Here is an 18,399-nt window from a genome sequence, read left to right as displayed (position 1 = left end):
AAACGACAGCGACAGACCCTCGACGCATGCCCGCCGCCGCCTCCCCGCAGTCCGCCGCCCGCGGGCTCGGGACGGCGCGGACGACGCTGACCCACTGCCCCTACTGCTCGCTGCAGTGCGGCATGAACGTGACCGCCGGCGACCGCCCGGCGACCCTCGTGCCGGCCGACTTCCCGACCAACAAGGGCGGCCTCTGCTCCAAGGGCTGGTCGTCCACCGAGCTGCTCGACCACCCCGAGCGGTTGCTGCGTCCGCTGGTCCGCGCGACGCCCGGCGACCGCACCAGCCCGCTCGTCGAGACCACCTGGGACGACGCCCTCGGCCAACTGGTCGCGGCGATCGGGCGCACCCAGGCCACGCACGGACGCGACGCGGTCGGCTGCTTCGGCGGGGGGTCGCTGACCAACGAGCAGGCCTACCAGTTCGGAAAGTTCGCCCGCGTCGCCCTGCGCACCAGCGCCATCGACTACAACGGCCGGTTCTGCATGTCCTCGGCGGCAGGGGCGGCGAACCGCGCGTTCGGCCTCGACCGCGGCATGCCGTTCCCGCTGAGCGACATCGCCGAGGCCGACGTCGTCGTCCTCGTGGGCAGCAACCCGGCCGACACGATGCCGCCGGCGATGCAGTACTTCGACACCGGCCGGGAGAAGGGCGCCCAGCACTTCGTCGTCGACCCGCGGCGCACCGCCACCGCCCGCAACGCCGCCCTGCACCTGCAGCCGCTGCCGGGTACCGACCTCGCGCTGGCGAACGGCCTGCTGCACATCGCCCTGTCCGAAGGGCTGGTCGACGAGGAGTACGTCGGGGAGCGGACCACCGGCTTCGACGACGTCCGCGCCGGGGTCGGCGCCTACTGGCCGGACCGGGTGGAGCGGCTGACCGGCGTACCCGTCGAGGCTCAGCGGCGCACCGTGTTCGCCCTGGCCCGCGCCGAGAAGGCGATCATCCTCACCGCCCGCGGCGCGGAGCAGCACCGCAACGGCACCGACACGGCGCAGGCCTGGATCAACCTCGCCCTCGCGCTGGGTCTGCCCGGCCGTCCCGGCAGCGGCTGGGGCACGGTCACCGGGCAGGGCAACGGCCAGGGCGGTCGCGAGCACGGGCAGAAGGCCGACCAGCTGCCCGGCTACCGTTCGCTGAAGGACCCCGCGGCCCGCGCGCACGTCGCCGCGGTCTGGGGGATCGACCCCGACGACCTGCCCATGCCGGGGAAGTCGGCCTTCGAACTGCTCGACGCCCTCGGCACTGACGGGGGCGTCCGAACCCTGCTGGTGCTGGCCTCCAACGTGGCGGTGAGCGCGCCGGACGCCCGCCGGGTGATCAGCCGGCTCGGCGATCTGGACTTCCTCGCCGTCAGCGACTTCTTCCTCTCCGAGACCGCCGAGCTCGCCGACGTCGTCCTGCCCAGCGCCATGTGGGCGGAGGAGGACGGCACGATGACCAACGTCGAGGGCCGGGTCATCCGCCGCCGGCGTGCGCTGGACCCGCCGGCGGCCGTCCCCGACGACCTTCAGCTCCTGGCGACGCTCGCCGAGCGGCTGGGTGCCGGGAAGCACTTCAGCGGCGACGCCGAGACCGTCTTCGAGGAGCTCCGCCGGGCCAGTGCCGGGGGTGCCGCCGACTATTCCGGCATCAGCTACCGACGGATCGACGACGAGCAGGGCGTCTTCTGGCCGTGCCCGTCGACCGACCACCCCGGGACGCCGCGGCTGTTCGCCGACCGATTCGCCACCCCCGACGGCCGGGCCCGGTTCCTCCGCGTCGAGCACGTCGACGTCCACGAGCGACCCGACGCCGACTACCCGTACGTGCTCACCACCGGCCGGATCCTCGCCCAGTACCAGTCGGGCACCCAGACCCGGCGCACCCGCAGCCTCCAGCTGGTCGCGCCCACTGCCAGGGCGGAGATGCACCCCGACCTCGCCCGTCGGCTGGGCATCGGCGCCGACGACGTCGTCGAGCTGACCACCCGCCGCGGCCGGGCCCGATTCCACGCGCTGATCACCGACGCCATCCGGCCCGACGTCGTCTTCGCCCCGTTCCACTGGGGTGGCGGTTCGAGCGCCAACGCGCTGACCGACGCCGACGCGCTGGACCCGGTCAGCAAGATGCCCGCCTTCAAGGTCTGCGCGGTCGCCGTCGCCCGCGTCGACGGGCCCGCCGAACTGATCGCCCCGCCCGCCGCCGCCACCCAGCCCCAGCCGACGGCACACCAGCAACCGACCGCCCCCGAACCCCGCAGCCCGTCCCGGAAGAGGAGCACCCTCGTGAAGAGCAGCCCACGGTTCCTGCAAGGCGTCTTTCCGATCACCGGGGAGGGCCTGTCCAAGCCCGGCCCGATCGACCCGGCCCTGAAGTACACGGTGCCGAACGGCCTGTCGGCCCAGGCGCTGTACTTCCGCGGCGGCAACTCCACCGGCGAACTGATCTACGTCCTGCTGCTGCGCGACGGCGAGCCGATGCGCTGGTTCCCGATCGGCGCCAAGAGCGACGTCCACGTCCCGCTCCGGGTGGTCGAGGACCTGACCGGCGGCACCGTGGTGGAGCTGCACGCCGCCGCGCCCGAGGGCGTCACCGGCGAGATCGTGATCGACCTCGGGCTGGTGGAGGTATGACCATGGTCGGGACCCACCCAGTCCTCGGTGGCCGCCCCGAAGGCCTCACGGCCATCAGCCTGGGGGACGACGAGTTCGACACCCGGTCCCGCCTCGTCGTGGTCGGCAACGGCATGGCCGGGGCCCGCTTCGTCGAAGAGGTGCTGGAGCGCGGGGGAGGCGAGCAGTTCCGGATCACCGTCTTCGGCGACGAGCCGCACGGCAACTACAACCGGATCATGCTGTCGCCGGTGCTGGCCGGCGAGGAGCACGAGGACGACATCGTCCTCAACAGCCACGACTGGTACGCCGACAACGGCGTGAGCCTGCGGGCCGGCGTCCGCGCCGACCGGATCGACACCGCGGCGAAGCTCGTCTACGCCGCCGACGGCACCGCGACCCCCTACGACCACCTGGTGCTCGCCACCGGCAGCTACTCCTTCGTCCCGCCGATGAAGGGCGTCCGCGCCGACGACGGCGGCCTGCTGCCGGGCGTCTACGGCTTCCGGACCATCGACGAGACGCGGGCGATGCTGGCAGCGACGGGCTCCTGCCGGCGCGCGGTCGTGATGGGCGGCGGACTCCTCGGCCTCGAGGCCGCGCGGGCCCTGCAGGGTCACGGCCTGCAGGTCGAGCTGGTGCATGCCGCGCCGTACCTGATGAACGTGCAGCTGGACGCCGAGGCGGGGGCGATCCTCAAGAAGAGCGTCGAGTCCCTCGGCATCGCCGTCCACCTGGACGTCTTCGCCACCGAGGTGATCGGCGGCGACCGCGTGCGCGGCGTGGGCCTGGCCGACGGCCGGCAGCTCGAGGCCGACCTGCTCGTCGTCGCTGCCGGCGTGCGGCCGAACACCGACATCGGCGTCCGATCGGGGCTGGAGGTGGAGCGGGGCATCGTCGTCGACGACCAGCTGCGCACCGACGATCCCGACATCTACGCGATCGGCGAGTGCGCCCAGCACCGCGGCGAGGTCTACGGCCTGGTCGCGCCCGCCTGGGAGCACGCCGTCGTCCTTGCCGACGTGCTCACCGGCACTGACCCCACGGCCGAGTACCACGGCAGCCGGACGGCGACGAAACTCAAGGTGGCCGGCGTCGACGTCGCAGTCATGGGCATCAACACCCCGGAACGGGACGACGACGAGTTCCTGGTGATCTCCGAGCCCAAGCGCGGCGTGCACCTCTCGGTGGTGATCCGGGACGACAAGCTGGTCGGCGCGACCCTGCTCGGCGACACCCGGAAGGTCGCCTTCCTGACGCAGGCCTTCGACCGCGGCGCGCCGCTGCCGGAGGAGCGCATCCGGTTGCTGGTCGACCTCTCCGACGGCGCCGAGGAGGTCGGCGTCGCCGAGATGCCCGCCGACTCGCAGGTCTGCAACTGCAACGGGGTGTCGAAGGGCGACATCTGCGGCGCGGTCGCCGGGGGCTGCGGCAGCGTCGGCGAGGTCATGGACCGCACGCGGGCCGGCAAAGGCTGCGGCTCCTGCAAGTCGCTGGTCAAGCAGATCGTCGAGTGGGCGGCCGACGGGGAACTGGTCGAGGACCCGTCGGCGTCCTGGTACGTGCCCGGCATCCCGATGGCCAAGCCGGAGCTCATGGCCGCCATCCGCGAGCAGGACCTGCGCAGCGTCTCCGCCGTCTTCGCGGCCCTCGCCCCGGGCGGTCAGGACGACGCCAAGTCGAAGATGGGCCTGACGTCGCTGCTGAAGATGCTCTGGGGCCACGACGTCATCCCCGAGAAGGACGGCGAGTTCATCAACGACCGCGTCCACGCCAACATCCAGCGCGACGGCACCTTCTCCGTCGTCCCGCAGATGAAGGGCGGCGTGACGACGCCGGCGCAACTGCGCAAGATCGCCGACGTCGCCGAGAAGTACGAGGTGCCGATGGTGAAGATCACCGGCGGCCAGCGGATCGACCTGCTCGGCGTCCGCAAGGAGGACCTGCCGGCCATGTGGGACGACCTCGGGATGCCGTCGGGGTACGCCTACGGCAAGAGCTTCCGCACGGTGAAGACCTGCGTCGGGTCCGACTTCTGCCGGTTCGGGCTGGGGGATTCCACGCAGCTCGGCATCGACCTCGAGACCAGGTTCCAGGGCATCGAGAGTCCCGCGAAGATGAAGCTCGCCGTGGTGGGGTGCCCGCGCAACTGCGCCGAGGCCTACGTGAAGGACGTCGGGGTCGTGGCCATCGGCAACGGCAGGTGGGAGGTCTACGTCGGCGGGGCGGCCGGGGCGTCGGTGCGCAAGGGCGACCTGCTGGCCACGGTCTCCTCGACGGAGGAGGTGCTCACGCTCACCGGGCGCTTCATGCAGTACTACCGGGAGAACGCCAACTGGCTGGAGCGCACGTACGACTTCGTCCCCCGCCTCGGCCTGGAGAAGATCCAGCAGGTGCTCCTGGAGGACAGCGAGGGCATCGTCGCCGACCTCGACGAGGGCATCCAGCGCTCGATCGACGCCTACACCGACCCGTGGGGCCAGGACGCGAAGGAGCCGGCCACTGCCGGCCAGTTCCGGCCGTCCCTGCCGCTGATCGCTCTCCCGAAGGTGCCGGTCCGATGAGCATCACCGACGTGACCACCGCCGCCCCCGCGACCGCGGCCGGCCCGAAGGCCCACACCGTCGGCATGGTGGACGACGTCCCGATGGGGGAGGGCCGGACCTTCGTCGTGGCCGGTGAGCAGGTGGCGGTGTTCCGGCTGCGGAACGGCTCGCTGCACGCCACGCAGGCGGCCTGCCCGCACGCCGGCGGGCCGCTGGCCGACGGCCTGTCCGACGTCAACGTGCTGGTCTGCCCGCTGCACCAGTACGCCTATCGGTGGTCCGACGGTGCCTCGACCAACGGCGGCAGCCCGATACGGATGTACCCCGTGCGCGAGCGGGACGGCTACCTCGTCGTCGAGGTCTGACGGACTTTGGGCGCGCAACGTCCGGACGGCGGCGGTGCGGGTCAGTCGCCGGTGAGGTCCGCGACACCCATGGGTGCGCGTGCGTCGAGGGTGTCGCCGCCGGCCCCGAGGACCTCGACGGTGGCGAGGTTGTCCGGCATCGGCACGACGGCCACGCCGTCCACCATCGGGTTGCTGCCGAGCACCTGACCTTGTGCGTCCAGCAGCCGTGCCGTGGTCGCCTCCGGTGGGCCGAGGACGATGAGCCGCTCACCGGCGTCCGGCGGGTCCGACGGCGGCACGGACGAGCAGTGCAGCACCACGACCAGCCGCTCGACAGGTGTGGCGGCTCGGAGCTCGGAACCGCAGTGGACTGCGAACGGTCCCGCGCCCCCGTCCAGTCCGAGGACCCCGTCGACGTAGATGGCGCCGGAGGGGAGCCGCACGGCCATCACCGTGGCTCGGGCCGTTTCGCTTATCACGCTGGGCAGGTCACCGGCCCAGAGGACGGTCGCCACGAGCTGGTCGGGCGGCAGGCCGGTGCCGGCGAGCAGGTCCGCGATGATCGTGGGTGCCGCCGAGTCGCCGGGGTGCCCCGACGGTGCGTCGCGAAGCCGCTCCACGGGAACCTCCGCCGTGGGGTCTCGATCGAGCGGAGGAACGGAGTCGACCTCGCTGTCCGGTCGGAGGGTGACGTAGGCGCCGTTCCGGAGGACCCGGTAATGCAGAGTCGGATCACCGATCGCGGCGTGCGTGTCGAAGACGACCGCCACGCCTTCCCGCGGGGGCACGTCCTCGAACTGTCGCGTGACGGTTCCGGAGGCGGCGATCTCCGGACGGAGGGAGACCTCGATGCGGTCCTCGGGCGCTGCGACGACCACGGTGGTCGAGTGGAACACGCCGCCTCCGGTCCGATACCCCGTCAGGGCGGTGGGTAGGTGCCGGTCGACGTCGCGGATCAGGTGCTGCATGGCCAGCTGGTCCGCGGTCGCTCCCCGCGGGCCGACGAACCAGGCCACTGCCAGAGGTGCGTCGTCGGCAGGCACCGCCGGAGGGGCGGGCGCCACGATGCCCGCGACGAGCGCCCAGCGCTCGGTCTCGACGTCGTCGGCCCACACCACGTGGAGGTCGGTCATCGACGGCCCGTCGTCGGGTGGATCACCGGCGCGGATCCACGGGAGCCGCTGGATGGCGTCGATCAGCGCGGTGTCGTCCGCGAGCGAGCCCCGGGTGGGCCCGCCGAAGACGTCGACCTGCTCGCTGGGTGGTGCGGCGGGGGTCGGCTCATGTGCCGTCAGCGCTCTCACGGCGGGCACGAGGACGAGGACGGCGACGACCGCGGCGGCCACTGCCCACTGGCGCCGCCGCTGGGCGTGGTGCCGGGCGACGACCGAGGTAGTGAGATCGGCGGCCTCCCGCGCCGGCGGGGCCGTCCTCTCGGCAAGCGCGTCGAGACGGTTTCGCAGCTCGGTTTCTTCCATCACTGCTCCTCCCGCACGCGGTCACGCGCCGACAGGGCGTCACGGAGGCGGGTCAGCCCGCGGGTGGTCTGGGTGTTCACCGTGCTTGCCGAGCAGCCCATGAGGTCGGCCGTGCGCTGTTCGGACAGGTCCTCGTAGAAGCGCAGCACCAGAGCGGTCCGCATCCTCGGTGGCAGAGCGCGCAGCGCGCGGCGGAGTTCCTCGTCCTCGGCGTCGGGAATCCCCAACGGACCGGCCCGCTCTGGCAGTGTCTCCATGACCTGCTCGGTCGTGGAGAGCCGGCGGCGCCAGCTCGTGTGCGAGGTGACCAGTACTCGTCGGACGTAGGCCGAGGGTGTCCCCGAGCGGCTGATCCGCGCCCAGTGCCGGTAGCTCTTCATCAGCGCGATCTGCACCAGGTCCTCCGCATGCCCGCGGTCACCGGCGAGGAGGATCGCCAGCCGCAGCAGGCCCGCCTGCTCCGCGGACACGAACTCCGTGAAGCTCTGGCTGTCCTCGGTGCGCACGGGAGGCCCCCTTCGCAGGTTCCTGACTCCTACACGCATCGGGAGCCGTCGGAGACCTACAGGGAGCTGCACTGTCCGGACTTCCACGCGGGAAGTCCGGTCTGGATCAGGAGCGCGGGAGGCCGAGGTCGGCCAGGGCCGCGGTGACGGCGTCGTCGTGCAGCAGGTCGAGCACGAGCAGCCGGTGCACGAGCACGCCGCGGCGGGTCAGCCGCAGGTCGGCCATCCGCAGCCGGGGGAGGACCGGACCCGGGCGGGACGCCGCGACCGGCGGGTCGAGCAGGAGAGCACGCTGCAGGTCGGCGACGTCCTCCCGGGCGCCCCACGCCGTCCACGCGCGAGGGTCGTCCTCGAGCGGCGCCATCGGCAGGGGCGCCCGGTTGCGGCGCCCCACGCCGGCCAGCAGCGCCAGCTGACGCCAGCTCAGCGACTCCGCGATCCGCAGCGCCCGCCCGACGAGTTCGGCGTCGACGTCGGGGGAGAGGGCGGCCTCGCCGAGGAGGTAGCCCAGGTGGCGGACCCGGCGCTCGTCGGCCGACCGCCGGGCCGCCGCCACGACCTGCTCGGTGATCTCCTCGGCCGCCGCCCGGTTCCCGGTGCGGGGGGCGAACCAGCCGTCGGCCCGCACCGGCCGGCCGTTGCGGTGCTGGGTGGCCGCGTACTCGACGGCGAAGGCGACCGCCGCCCCCGCCCGCACCCGCTCGCGCGGCACGGTCAGGGCGGATGCCTCGGCCGCGACGCTGCGCAGGCAGGCGGCGAACTGCGGGTCGACCTGCACCCGGGCGGACTCCGGATCGAACACGACGGTGGCCGCGGCCCGGCTCATCGAGCCGGCCACCGGGCTCCCGGCCTCGACCAGCGCCCGGCTCGTCACGATCTCCTCGGATGCGGTCACCCGGTGATCTTCGTCGGTTCGTCGCGGCTCCTGCACACCGGCGGTCGGTGCCCTCACCACTGCGGGGCAGCCGCCGTGAGGGAAACGGAACACGGGTTCACCCGCAGGGCGACGCCGTCGAAACCGGCCCTTGCGACCGTCGTCCCCATGGCCGCACCCACCCAGCCCGCCCAGACGACGATGACCCAGAACACGGTCGCCGCCCCACCGCAGCCGCCGTCCGGCAGGTCCGGGAAGTGGATCGACGACTGGCGGCCGGAGGACCCGCAGTTCTGGGAGTCCACCGGCAAGAAGGTCGCCCGCCGCAACCTCTTCTTCTCGGTCTTCTCCGAGCACATCGGGTTCTCGATCTGGAGCCTGTGGTCGGTGCTGGTCCTCTTCCTGCCCGAGCCGGTCTTCGGCATCGACCCGGCGGGGAAGTTCCTGCTGACGACGCTGCCGACGGCGCTGGGCGCCTTCGTCCGGCTGCCCTACACCTTCGCCGTGGCCAAGTTCGGCGGCCGGAATTGGACCATCGTCAGCGCCGCCCTGCTGCTCATCCCGACCATCGCGATCGCGATCGTGCTGAAGCCCGGCGTCTCCTTCACGACCCTGCTCGTCGTCTCCGCCCTCGCCGGCGTCGGCGGCGGCAACTTCGCCAGCTCGATGGCCAACATCAACGCCTTCTACCCCGACCGGCTCAAGGGCTGGGCGCTCGGACTCAACGCCGGCGGCGGCAACCTCGGCGTCCCCGTCGTCCAGCTGGTGGGTCTGCTGGTCCTGGCGACAGCGGGGGCCGAGCACCCCCGGGTGATCCTGGCCGTCTACATCCCGCTGATCGTGCTCGCCGCCGTCGGCGCCGCCCTCGTCATGGACAACCTGACCTCGGCGAAGAACCAGCCCAAGGCCATGCGGGAGGCGACCCGCGAGGCGCACACCTGGATCATGTCCTTCCTCTACATCGGGACGTTCGGCTCGTTCATCGGGTTCAGCTTCGCCTTCGGCCAGGTGCTGCAGAACCAGTTCACCGACTCCTTCGCCACCCCGCTGGCCGCCGCGTCGGTCACCTGGCTGGGCCCCCTGCTGGGCTCCCTGATCCGCCCGGTCGGCGGCACGCTCGCGGACCGGTTCGGCGGGGCCCGGATCACCTGCTGGAACTTCGTCGCCATGGCGCTCGGTGCCGGCGTCGTCTGGACGGCGAGTCAGCTGGAGTCGCTGCCGCTGTTCGTCGTCGGCTTCGTGCTGCTGTTCGTCCTCAGCGGCGTCGGGAACGGCTCCACCTACAAGATGATCCCGGCGATCTTCCGGACGCAGGCGCAGCAGTCGGTGGCCGACGGCGTCGACACCCACGTGGCCGACCGGAAGGCGCTGCGCATGTCGGGTGCGCTGATCGGCATCGCCGGCGCGATCGGCGCCTTCGGTGGGGTGCTGGTGAACCTCGCGTTCCGGCAGTCCTTCATGACGACGGGCACCGGCGACTCGGCCTACCTGGTGTTCATCGCCTTCTACGTCGTCTGCGTCGCCGTCACCTGGGTGGTCTACCTGCGGCCGAACGCCCGGATGGCCGGCGTGTGAGGGGCGTCAGCGCGCGCTGGTGCTGGCGGTGAGCTGACGGGCGATCTCGTCGGTCCAGGCGTCGATCGCGGCCCAGTCCCGGAAGTCGCCGGACCGCCCGCCCCTCATCCGGAAGGCGAGCCGCTGGACCAGGGGCAGGTCGGCCGAGTCGAGTGCGCCGACGAAGAAGCGGTGCTCGCGGGCCTGGGCCAGGCGGTTGATCTCCTCCAGGTGCTTGGCGTCGTGCGTGGTGCCGTCCCTGCCGACCCAGCCGACGCTGAAGGTCCACAGGGCGTGCCCGGCCAGGGCGGGTGCGTTCCGGCGGAGGAAGTCGACCGCCTCCGTCTCCCATTCCCCGGAGTAGATCGGGCTGCCGAGGACGACGGCCTGGAAGCGGCCCACTTCCTCACGGCCGAGGAGCGGGTCCAGGTGCACGTCCAGGCCGAAGCTCCGGAGCCGCGTCGCGATCCGCTCGGCCACCCCGCGGGTCGCTCCTGCCCGGCTCGCGTACGCGATCAGCACGGTCATGGCCGTTCCTCCCCATCGGCTCGGACGTCGTCCGTGCTCAATGTGGACCGTTGCTGCTGCGACGGGAAGGGGATCGCTCAGAGCGCGAGTCGGTAGCCCCGCTTGACGACCGTCTCGACGACCGGCGCCCCGAGCGCCGCGCGCAACCGGGTCACCGCCATCTCCACCGCGTGACCGTCCTTGCCACCGGGCAGCGAGCCGATCAGGTCGGACCGGGGGACGACGTGACCGGGACGGCGGGCCAGCTCGCGCAGCACCGCCATCGGTCCTGGAGGCAACTCGACCACCCGGCCGTCCAGCACGACGGCGAACCCGCGGACCTGCAGCGTGTGGGCGCCGATCTCGAGGACCGGATCGCGCTCCGGCAGCCGCGCGACGACCTCGCGGGCCAGCGCCCCCAGCCGCGCCCGCTCGGGCTGGGAGCTCGCCACGCCCTCGGCGTCCAGCGGACCTGCCGTCACCGGGCCCACCGCGATCGGCAGCACACGGTCCTTGAGCGCCGCGACGAGTTCCGCCTTCTGGCCCAGCTCGTCGGCCACGGTCAGCAGACTGGCGGCGGCAGGAGCGCTGGTGAAGGTCACGGCGTCGACGGTGCCGGCCACGATCGAGGCGACCAGCTTGCGTACGGGGGAGACGTCCTCGGGGAGCACCCAGCGGTAGACCGGCACGGTGAGCACCTCGGCGCCGGTCTCGCGCAGCCCCGCCACGAGGTCGGGCAGGGGGTCACCGTGCAGCTGGACGGCGATCCGGCGGCCCTCGAGCGGACCCTCCGCACCGGAGAGCAGGTGGGAGAGCACCTCGGCCGAGGACTCGGACTCCGGTGACCAGGCATCGATCAGGCCGCCGCCCCGGATCGCGCCGCGCGCCTTGGGGCCGCGGGCCAGCACCCGAGCCGGCAGCAGGTGCTCGACGAGGGGCAGGTCCCAGGCGTCGGCGGCCTCCAGCCAGCCTCGGAAGCCCACGCCGGTGGTCGCGATGACGAGGTCGACGGGCTTGGCGAGGACCTCGCGGGTGGCCGCGACGAGCTCGGTGTCGTCCGACAGCGGCACGATGCGGATGGCGGGGGCGTAGACGACCCGTGCCCCTCGGCGGTCCAGCAGCGCGCCGAGCTCCTCCTTGCGCCGGGCAGCGGTCACCGCGACCGTGTAGCCGGCCAGGGGCAGGCTCGCGTCGTCGGTTCCCGTCTCCGTCACGACCCCCATCGTGCTGCGCGCGCGTTCCAGGAATGTGTCCTGGCGATGAGATCCATCGCACGGTCGGGTCAGTCGAGCGGGACGAACCCGCCGGCCGGGGTGACCCCGGCGCCGTCCACCCGGAGGTCGGCGCGGGCGCGGGTGTCCTCGGCGGCGAAGAGGGCCGCCTCTTCTCGCTGCCATTCCTGCCAGTGGTCGGCCTGCTCGTCGCCGTCGCGGGCCAGGCCGCGGGCCAACCGCAGCGGCTGCGGCGCCTCCACCCAGATCCGCAGGGTGGTCCAGCGGTCGAGCGAGCGCGGGCTGCTGCCGCAGCCCTCGACGACCAGCACCTCGGCGACCGGCACCGGCACCGTCTCCTCGGCGAAGCGCCCGGCCGCCCAGTCGTAGCGGTGGTAACCGCCGGCCCGGCCGTCCGCCAGGGGGCGGAGGACGCCCGTGCACAGCCGCGCGGCCGCGCCGGTGAGCGTCCAGCCGGCGTAGAGGTCGTCCATGTGCACGAGTCCGGTCCGGTGCCCGAGCGCGCCGGCCAGGCGTCCGGCGAAGGTGGTCTTGCCCGACCCGGCAGGTCCGTCGATGCAGACCAGCCGGGTGTCGCCGAGCCGCGGCGGCGCTGCGCGGATCCGCTCCGCCAGATCCGCGAAGCCGGTCACCGGACGGCGAGCGTCCACGTGGGTGCCGGGCTGCCGGTGCCGGTGATGTCGCCGCGGCTGGCCAGCAGCCGGAGATGGGCGTCGGTCTCGGTGACGGCGAAGATGCGCATGCCCCGCTCGTACTGGTCCCAGGGGCGCGACCAGGTCAGGTGGCCGGCCAGCTGCCAGGCGGTGCTGCCCGGGTTGGCCCGGATCGCGTCCAGGAGCTCGCCGAGCCGGTGCTCGTGGTGGGCGATGAGCTCGTCGGTCCGCGTCTTCAGTCCGCGGAAGCGCCACTCGTGGGCCGGCAGCACCTCGGCGGGCTCTGTCGTCCCGACGGCGGCCAGCGACTCGAGGTAGTCGCGCAGGGGGTCGGGCGCGCCGCCGGTGATCGTCGAGATGTTGGGGCTGATCCGGGGGAGCACGTGGTCGCCGGCGAAGAACAGCCCGGTGCGCTCCTCGGCGAAGCAGAGGTGACCCGGGGTGTGCCCGGGGGTGTGGACGGCGCGCAGCGACCAACCCGGCAGGTCGGCCACCTCGCCGTGCTCGATCAGCCGGTCGGGGATCGCCGTCCGCCGGACCATCTCCATGTCCTCGGGCCGGCCGACGTCGCCCTCGGCCTCTACCCGCGAGGCCCCCAGACCGACGAGGAACTCGATCTGGTCGCGCACGAACTGCTCGGGGTCCCGGCCGCCGGGGCGGTCGATGACGGCCACGTCTGCCGGATGCATGGCGATCCAGGCGCCCGAGGCCTCCCGCACGCGCCCGGACAGCCCGTTGTGGTCGCCGTGCATGTGGGTGATCAGCGCACCGCGGACATCCTCGACACCCGCGCCGATCGACGTGAGCCCCTTCGTCAGCGCCGTCCAGCCCTCGTCGCTGTCCCAGCCGGTGTCGATCAGGCCGAGGCCGCCCCCGTCGAGGGCGACGACGTAGACGCTGACGTAGCGCAGCGGGCCGAACATCGGCACCGGGATCGACCAGAGGTCGGGGCGCAGCTGCTCGATCGGGGGCAGGGCTCGCGCCTGCCAGGCCTCGTGCTGGGCCGCGCCGGTGATCTCCACGTCCTCGCACTCTGCCAGCAACGCCCCGGCCGGATGCTGCGACCATGGACGGGTGACCGATTCCTCCCCGCCGGCCCGTCCGGTCTCGGCCGTGCCCCGGCGCATGCGGCTGCTGTGCGCCCTGGCGGCGGCGGTGGTCGTCGTCGTGATGGGGCTGGTCGCGCTGTCCCTCCAGTCGAACTCGACCGGCGTGGTGGAGTTCGGTCCGGTCGACCAGGTGGCGATCGCCGGGCTCGGCCTGGTGCTGGGCGCCGGCATCCTGTTCCTCGGGCGCTCCCGCGTCGACGCGGACGCCGACGGCATCCGCTGGCGCAACGTCGTCCTCCAGCACGAGCTGCCCTGGTCGGCGGTCCGGTCGGTCGCCTTCGACCGGAAGTCGTCGTGGGCGTCGCTGATCCTGCGCAACGACGACGAGGTCGCGCTCTTCGCCGTGCAGGCGGTGGACAAGGAGCGTGCGGCGCAGGCGGTCGAGGCCCTCCGGGCGCTGCTGGCCGCCGCGCAGGCCCAGGAGCCGACCCCACCGCCGTTGCTGTACCCCACCCGGGAATGACCTCGGGGGTCACGGCGCTGTAGGGTGAGCGCGCCTCCCTGCTTCATCGAGGCACGCGAACCATCCAGTGGCCCTTCCCGGGCCGCTGATCCAAGAGGAGCCCGCTCCCACCTGACGCCGTCCAGGCGCTCAGGTCCCCGGATCGCGAGAGCCGGCCACCGGTCGGTTGTCGTGACATGCACGCGCCCTCGGGTGCGTGCGACACCGGCGAGTGGGCCCCGTGAGCTGATGCTCCCGGGGCCTTCGTTCTGTCGGCGTCCGGGACGGGCGACTCCTCACAGGCAAGAGCAGAGGAGAGGCCATCACCGAGCCCCGCATCAACGACCGTATCCGTGTCCCCGAGGTCCGCCTGGTCGGCCCGGAGGGTGAGCAGGTCGGCGTCGTGTCGATCGGCGAAGCGTTGCGACTGGCCCAGGACTCGGAGCTCGACCTCGTCGAGGTCGCTCCCATGGCCCGGCCGCCGGTCTGCAAGCTGATGGACTACGGCAAGTTCAAGTACGAGTCCGCTCAGAAGGCCCGCGAGGCCCGGCGGAACCAGGCGCTCACCGTCATCAAGGAGATGCGGCTGCGCCTCAAGATCGACCCGCACGACTACGAGACCAAGAAGGGCCATGTCGAGCGCTTCCTCAAGGGCGGCGACAAGGTCAAGATCACGGTCATGTTCCGCGGCCGGGAGCAGTCCCGCCCGGAGATGGGGTACCGACTGCTCCAGCGGCTGGCCGCTGACGTCGCCGAGCTGGGCGTCGTCGAGTCCAACCCGAAGCAGGACGGCCGCAACATGGTCATGGTGATCGCTCCGCACCGGAACCAGGCAGCGTCCGACGCCGCCCGCCGGACCGCGAAGCAGGAGAAGGCCACGGCGAACGAGGCAACTGCGGCCGAGGAGCAGGCGCCCAGCGCCTGACGAAGGACACTCCCCCCACCACTCGCACGCTCGCGGCGGGGCCCTGCACGAGGGCCGACGACGCACCGACAACAGACGAACAGGACGAGGGACATGCCGAAGCAGAAGACCCACAAGGGCACCGCGAAGCGCGTGCGCGTGACCGGCACCGGGAAGCTCGTTCGCGAGCACACCAACAACCAGCACAAGTTCGAGGTGAAGTCCTCCTCGCGCAAGCGCCGGGTGAGCGGCACCGGTGTGCTGTCCAAGGCTGACACCCCCCGGATGAAGAAGCTGCTCGGTCTCTGACCGCCCTTTACTGACGAGAAGACAGGAGCTCTCACGTGGCACGCGTGAAGCGGGCGGTCAACGCCCAGAAGAAGCGCCGGACGACCCTGGAGGCCGCTGCCGGCTACCGCGGTCAGCGTTCCCGGCTGTACCGCAAGGCCAAGGAGCAGCTGCTCCACTCGGCGACGTACTCCTACCGCGACCGCAAGGCGCGCAAGGGTGACTTCCGCAAGCTGTGGATCACCCGGATCAACGCCGCGGCCCGCCTGAACGACATGACCTACAACCGGTTCATGCAGGGGCTCAAGCTCGCCGGCATCGAGCTGGACCGTCGCGTCCTGGCCGAGCTCGCCGTGAACGAGCCGGCCGCCTTCGCCGCGCTGGTGGAGACTTCGCGCGCCGCCGTGGCCGCCGCTCCGGCGACCGCGACCGACGCTGCCTGAGAAAGGACCCTCCTGCCCCCCACCACTCGCAGGCTCGCGGTGGGTCCCTGCACGAGGGCCGAACGACGCCGTCGGTGACCGGCCCCCCGGGGTCGGCACCGACGGCGTCGTCGTGTGTCCGGAGGGAACGTCCATGACCGATCTGCTCACCGAGCGCTCCGCCCGGATCGTGGCTGCGCGCAAGCTCACCCGCCGAACGGGACGCGACGACGCGAGGCTGTTCCTCGCCGAGGGCCGTCAGGCCGTGGTCGAGGCCCTCGCCGGCTCGTCACGCGTCCAGGAGGTGTTCGCCACCGAGGTCGCGGCGGCAGCACACCGCGACCTGCTGGCCTCGACCGACGTGCCCGTCCGGCTGGTCACCGAGAAGGCCGCGGCCGGCCTGTCCGAGACCGTCACACCGCAGGGCCTCGTCGCCGTCTGCGCCCTGCGCGACGTGTCCGCCGAGAGCCTGATCGCCGTACCGCCCCGGTTGGTCGTCGCGCTGTCGGAGCTGGCCGATCCCGGTAACGCCGGCACGATCCTGCGGACGGCGGATGCCTGCGGTGCCGCGGCGGTGGTGTTCGGCGCGGGCTCGGCGGACCCCTACGGCGGCAAGGCCGTGCGGGCCAGCGCCGGCAGCCTGTTCCACGTCGACGTCGTCCGCGGTGCGCCGCTGGCCCCGCTGGTGCAGTCGCTGCAGGCGGCCGGGGTGACCGTGCTGGCCGCCGACGGCGGGGGAGAGGCCGCGCTCGACGAGCTGACCACCGAGCTCATGGGGCCGGTGCTCTGGTTGTTCGGCAACGAGGCCCGCGGTGTCCCCGCGGAGCTGGCGCGGCTTGCCGACGCCCGCGTGCGGATCCCGATGCGCGGCCGGGCGGAGAGCCTGAACCTGGCGGCCGCCGCCGCGATCTGCCTCTACACGACCCAGCTCGCCCAGCGCTGAGGCGACTAGACCAGGCGGGCGCGCTTCCAGAGCAGCTCGGACGCTCCGCCGACCAGGCCGACGTCGCGCAGGAAGGCGACCAGGCCGGCGGAAGCGTCCCGCAGCTTGTCGCCGTAGTGGGTGTTCGCCCGGGCCGCCGCCTTGGCCTCCTTCGGGTCCAGTCCGACCGAGGCGTAGACCTCCGGCTGCACCAGGTTGTCCGCGACGATCGCCGCGACCGACGCCACCCCGGCGCGGTGCCGGCGCAGCTGCCAGCGGGACAGCTCCGGCGTCCGGCGGACGATCTCCTCGCGGGCGAACCGCATGTGCCGGGCCTCCTCCACGACGTGGATCTGACTGGTCGCCCTGGTCAGGGGCTGGACGCGCTCGTCCTTCATGAGGTCGCGCTGGAAGATGTCGAGGATCTCCTCGGCGACCAGGATCGCGGCGTACGCGGCGGGGCCGTCGAAGCGGGACACGAAGGCCTTGCCGAGCCGGAGGATCGACGCCGGGGGCTGGTAGGACGGCGCACCGAACGTCTCCGCCGTCCGGGCGAACATCACCGAGTGCCGGCATTCGTCGGCGATCTCGGTGAGCGCCCACTGGACGTGTGGCTGGGCCGGGTCGTCGCCGTAGATGTCCTTGAGCACCAGCTGCATGAGCAGGCACTCGAACCAGATGCCCACCCCGGAGATCGAGCAGTACTCGTGGATGGTCAGGGTGACGCGTTGCTCATCGCTGAGTGAGTTCCACATCGGCGTGCCGTAGAGCGTCGACCACTCCGGTGACAGACCGTAGAGGTCGGCAGGAATCGGGGCGGCCCAGTCGATGTCGACGACAGGGTCGTAGGACTTCTTGGCGGCCGAGCCCAGCAGTCGGGCGGACAGGGCCTGACGGTCCACGGGCTTCTTGCCTGACTGTCCCGTGCCATCGGTGGGCATAGGTGTGGACAGGGTGGCGGTCATCGGCGGGTTCCCCCAGACGTCGAGTGCGGCTGTGATGAAAGGTAGCTGTTACCGTGAAACACATGCAACGTGTGGCCGACCTTCCGGGCGCGCCGCCGCGGGCGGGGGAGCCCGTCGAGGCGCCGCTGCCGGCTCAGGACGGCCGCCGCGCGCGCTGGACGGAGCACCGCCGGGCCCGTCGCGAGGATCTCGTCGCCGCTGCCGTGGAGGCCGTGCGGCTGGCCGGCCCCGACTTCGCCGTCGACGACGTGGCCCGCAGCGCTGGGGTGTCCAAGACGGTCATCTACCGCTACTTCACCGACAAGGACGAGCTCGTCGACGCCGTCCTGGAGCGGATCTCGAACGCCATCCTGCTGCCGCGGCTGCTCGGGGAGATCGCCGTCGAGCACGAGGACGACCGCGCCGGCCTGCGCGCGGTCATCTCCGCGTTCGTGTCCCTGATCGAGGACGAGCCCGAGCTGTACCGCTTCGCCTACGCCCAGGCGGGACGATCGGGCCGGGCCGATCTCGTGGCCGCGACCGAGCACGAGATCGCCGAGGCGCTGGCCGTGGTGATGGCCGCCCGGCTCACCGAGGCCGGCCGCCCGGCCGACGCCGCGCGGACGTGGGCCTACGGCGTCGTCGGGATGGTGCAGCTGGCCGCCCACTGGTGGTCGACGGCGCGCACGGTGCCCGCGCCCGAACTCGTCGAGCAGCTCGTCGCGCTCGCCGACGGCGGCCTGGCCGCGCTGCTCCCGCCGCTGCGGCGCTGATGAGCGACCACGACGCCCCGGAGGGCTACGAGGGAGAGGTCACCGTCGCGGTGGACGGCGCACCGCCCCGGACGGCCCGTGCGGCGCTGGCCGCGCGGTTCGACCCGCTCGCCGGCCACGTCGTCTGGACCGGACGGGTGGACGCACAGCTCGCGCCCCGCACCTCGGTCCAGATCACGACACCCCACGGCACCGCGCGGGCCGACGCCACGGAGACCGACCCCTGGGGCAACACCCGGCTCGCCGGGACCGGCCGGCCGCCGTTCCCGGTGGAACTGCTGGACGGCGGCGCGGCCGGCTGAGC

At 72.6% G+C, this 18,399-nt stretch carries 19 protein-coding genes; 11 read left to right on the top strand and 8 right to left on the bottom strand.

Annotated features, from left to right (window positions below; all coding sequences use genetic code 11):
- Nucleotides 1-26 precede the first annotated feature (26 nt).
- From E4P38_RS17860 to E4P38_RS17850, 3 genes are read left to right on the top strand one after another with little or no spacing between them, the layout of a single operon-like run.
- Nucleotides 27-2,615, top strand: coding sequence for a molybdopterin oxidoreductase family protein (locus E4P38_RS17860; RefSeq protein WP_135133305.1), 2,589 nt, complete (start codon nucleotides 27-29; stop codon nucleotides 2,613-2,615).
- The gene (gene nirB / locus E4P38_RS17855) at nucleotides 2,612-5,158 is read left to right on the top strand and encodes a nitrite reductase large subunit NirB (protein WP_245161119.1); all 2,547 of its coding nucleotides are present in this window, start codon (nucleotides 2,612-2,614) and stop codon (nucleotides 5,156-5,158) included. Before E4P38_RS17860 ends, nirB begins: the two co-directional genes overlap by 4 nt.
- Nucleotides 5,155-5,505, top strand: a complete 351-nt coding sequence (locus E4P38_RS17850) for a Rieske (2Fe-2S) protein (protein ID WP_135133304.1) — start codon at nucleotides 5,155-5,157, stop codon at nucleotides 5,503-5,505. The genes nirB and E4P38_RS17850 overlap by 4 nt, the downstream gene beginning before the upstream one ends.
- A 41-nt stretch (nucleotides 5,506-5,546) precedes the next feature.
- Here the strand turns inward: E4P38_RS17850 and E4P38_RS17845 are convergent, their stop codons facing one another.
- From E4P38_RS17845 to E4P38_RS17835, 3 genes are all read right to left on the bottom strand, one after another.
- Complete coding sequence (locus E4P38_RS17845) at nucleotides 5,547-6,965, bottom strand: hypothetical protein (protein WP_135133303.1); 1,419 nt, start codon at nucleotides 6,963-6,965, stop codon at nucleotides 5,547-5,549.
- Nucleotides 6,965-7,471 (bottom strand): SigE family RNA polymerase sigma factor, encoded by a 507-nt coding sequence (locus E4P38_RS17840; protein ID WP_245161118.1) that lies wholly within the window; start codon nucleotides 7,469-7,471, stop codon nucleotides 6,965-6,967. The genes E4P38_RS17845 and E4P38_RS17840 overlap by 1 nt, the downstream gene beginning before the upstream one ends.
- Before the next feature lie 106 nt (nucleotides 7,472-7,577).
- Nucleotides 7,578-8,366, bottom strand: coding sequence for a hypothetical protein (locus E4P38_RS17835; RefSeq protein WP_135133301.1), 789 nt, complete (start codon nucleotides 8,364-8,366; stop codon nucleotides 7,578-7,580).
- Between the two features lie 147 nt (nucleotides 8,367-8,513).
- Between E4P38_RS17835 and E4P38_RS17830 the strand changes: the two genes are divergently transcribed.
- Entirely contained in the window at nucleotides 8,514-9,920 is a 1,407-nt protein-coding gene (locus E4P38_RS17830; protein ID WP_245161117.1) for a nitrate/nitrite transporter, read from the top strand.
- 6 nt (nucleotides 9,921-9,926) lie between these two features.
- Here the strand turns inward: E4P38_RS17830 and E4P38_RS17825 are convergent, their stop codons facing one another.
- From E4P38_RS17825 to E4P38_RS17810, 4 genes are all read right to left on the bottom strand, one after another.
- The gene (locus E4P38_RS17825) at nucleotides 9,927-10,427 is read right to left on the bottom strand and encodes a flavodoxin domain-containing protein (RefSeq protein WP_135133300.1); all 501 of its coding nucleotides are present in this window, start codon (nucleotides 10,425-10,427) and stop codon (nucleotides 9,927-9,929) included.
- 77 nt (nucleotides 10,428-10,504) lie between these two features.
- Nucleotides 10,505-11,620 carry a uroporphyrinogen-III synthase gene (locus tag E4P38_RS17820; protein ID WP_245161116.1) on the bottom strand — a complete coding sequence of 372 codons (1,116 nt, stop codon included), beginning with the start codon at nucleotides 11,618-11,620 and terminating at the stop codon, nucleotides 10,505-10,507.
- Nucleotides 11,621-11,688: 68 nt separating this feature from the next.
- The gene (locus tag E4P38_RS17815) at nucleotides 11,689-12,270 is read right to left on the bottom strand and encodes a uridine kinase (protein ID WP_245161115.1); all 582 of its coding nucleotides are present in this window, start codon (nucleotides 12,268-12,270) and stop codon (nucleotides 11,689-11,691) included.
- Nucleotides 12,267-13,313 carry an MBL fold metallo-hydrolase gene (locus E4P38_RS17810; RefSeq protein WP_209309170.1) on the bottom strand — a complete coding sequence of 349 codons (1,047 nt, stop codon included), beginning with the start codon at nucleotides 13,311-13,313 and terminating at the stop codon, nucleotides 12,267-12,269. Before E4P38_RS17810 ends, E4P38_RS17815 begins: the two co-directional genes overlap by 4 nt.
- A gap of 52 nt (nucleotides 13,314-13,365) precedes the next feature.
- Here E4P38_RS17810 and E4P38_RS17805 point away from each other — a divergent pair, with 52 nt between their 5' ends.
- From E4P38_RS17805 to E4P38_RS17785, 5 genes are all read left to right on the top strand, one after another.
- On the top strand, nucleotides 13,366-13,863 hold the full coding sequence (locus tag E4P38_RS17805; RefSeq protein WP_245161114.1) for a PH domain-containing protein: 498 nt from the start codon (nucleotides 13,366-13,368) through the stop codon (nucleotides 13,861-13,863).
- Between the two features lie 301 nt (nucleotides 13,864-14,164).
- Nucleotides 14,165-14,767: a translation initiation factor IF-3 gene (gene infC, locus E4P38_RS17800; protein WP_135133296.1), complete on the top strand. Its 603-nt coding sequence runs from the start codon at nucleotides 14,165-14,167 to the stop codon at nucleotides 14,765-14,767.
- Nucleotides 14,768-14,860: 93 nt separating this feature from the next.
- The gene (rpmI, locus tag E4P38_RS17795) at nucleotides 14,861-15,055 is read left to right on the top strand and encodes a 50S ribosomal protein L35 (RefSeq protein ID WP_135133295.1); all 195 of its coding nucleotides are present in this window, start codon (nucleotides 14,861-14,863) and stop codon (nucleotides 15,053-15,055) included.
- A gap of 35 nt (nucleotides 15,056-15,090) precedes the next feature.
- Complete coding sequence (gene rplT, locus E4P38_RS17790; protein WP_135133294.1) at nucleotides 15,091-15,477, top strand: 50S ribosomal protein L20; 387 nt, start codon at nucleotides 15,091-15,093, stop codon at nucleotides 15,475-15,477.
- Nucleotides 15,478-15,610: 133 nt separating this feature from the next.
- Nucleotides 15,611-16,399 carry an RNA methyltransferase gene (locus tag E4P38_RS17785; protein WP_135133293.1) on the top strand — a complete coding sequence of 263 codons (789 nt, stop codon included), beginning with the start codon at nucleotides 15,611-15,613 and terminating at the stop codon, nucleotides 16,397-16,399.
- 5 nt (nucleotides 16,400-16,404) lie between these two features.
- Here the strand turns inward: E4P38_RS17785 and E4P38_RS17780 are convergent, their stop codons facing one another.
- A complete protein-coding gene (locus E4P38_RS17780; RefSeq protein WP_135133292.1) occupies nucleotides 16,405-17,343 on the bottom strand; it encodes a diiron oxygenase in 939 nt (312 codons plus the stop codon).
- Nucleotides 17,344-17,405: 62 nt separating this feature from the next.
- Here E4P38_RS17780 and E4P38_RS17775 point away from each other — a divergent pair, with 62 nt between their 5' ends.
- Both E4P38_RS17775 and E4P38_RS17770 read left to right on the top strand, forming a co-directional pair.
- Complete coding sequence (locus E4P38_RS17775) at nucleotides 17,406-18,095, top strand: TetR/AcrR family transcriptional regulator (RefSeq protein ID WP_135133291.1); 690 nt, start codon at nucleotides 17,406-17,408, stop codon at nucleotides 18,093-18,095.
- On the top strand, nucleotides 18,095-18,397 hold the full coding sequence (locus E4P38_RS17770; protein ID WP_135133290.1) for a DUF4873 domain-containing protein: 303 nt from the start codon (nucleotides 18,095-18,097) through the stop codon (nucleotides 18,395-18,397). Before E4P38_RS17775 ends, E4P38_RS17770 begins: the two co-directional genes overlap by 1 nt.
- The last annotated feature ends 2 nt before the right edge of the window (nucleotides 18,398-18,399 follow it).

This window comes from Blastococcus sp. CT_GayMR16 (assembly GCF_004570875.1).
Taxonomy (GTDB): domain Bacteria; phylum Actinomycetota; class Actinomycetes; order Mycobacteriales; family Geodermatophilaceae; genus Blastococcus_B.
Note: the sequence above shows the minus strand (reverse complement) of the source record. Positions and strands in the feature narration are given on the sequence as shown.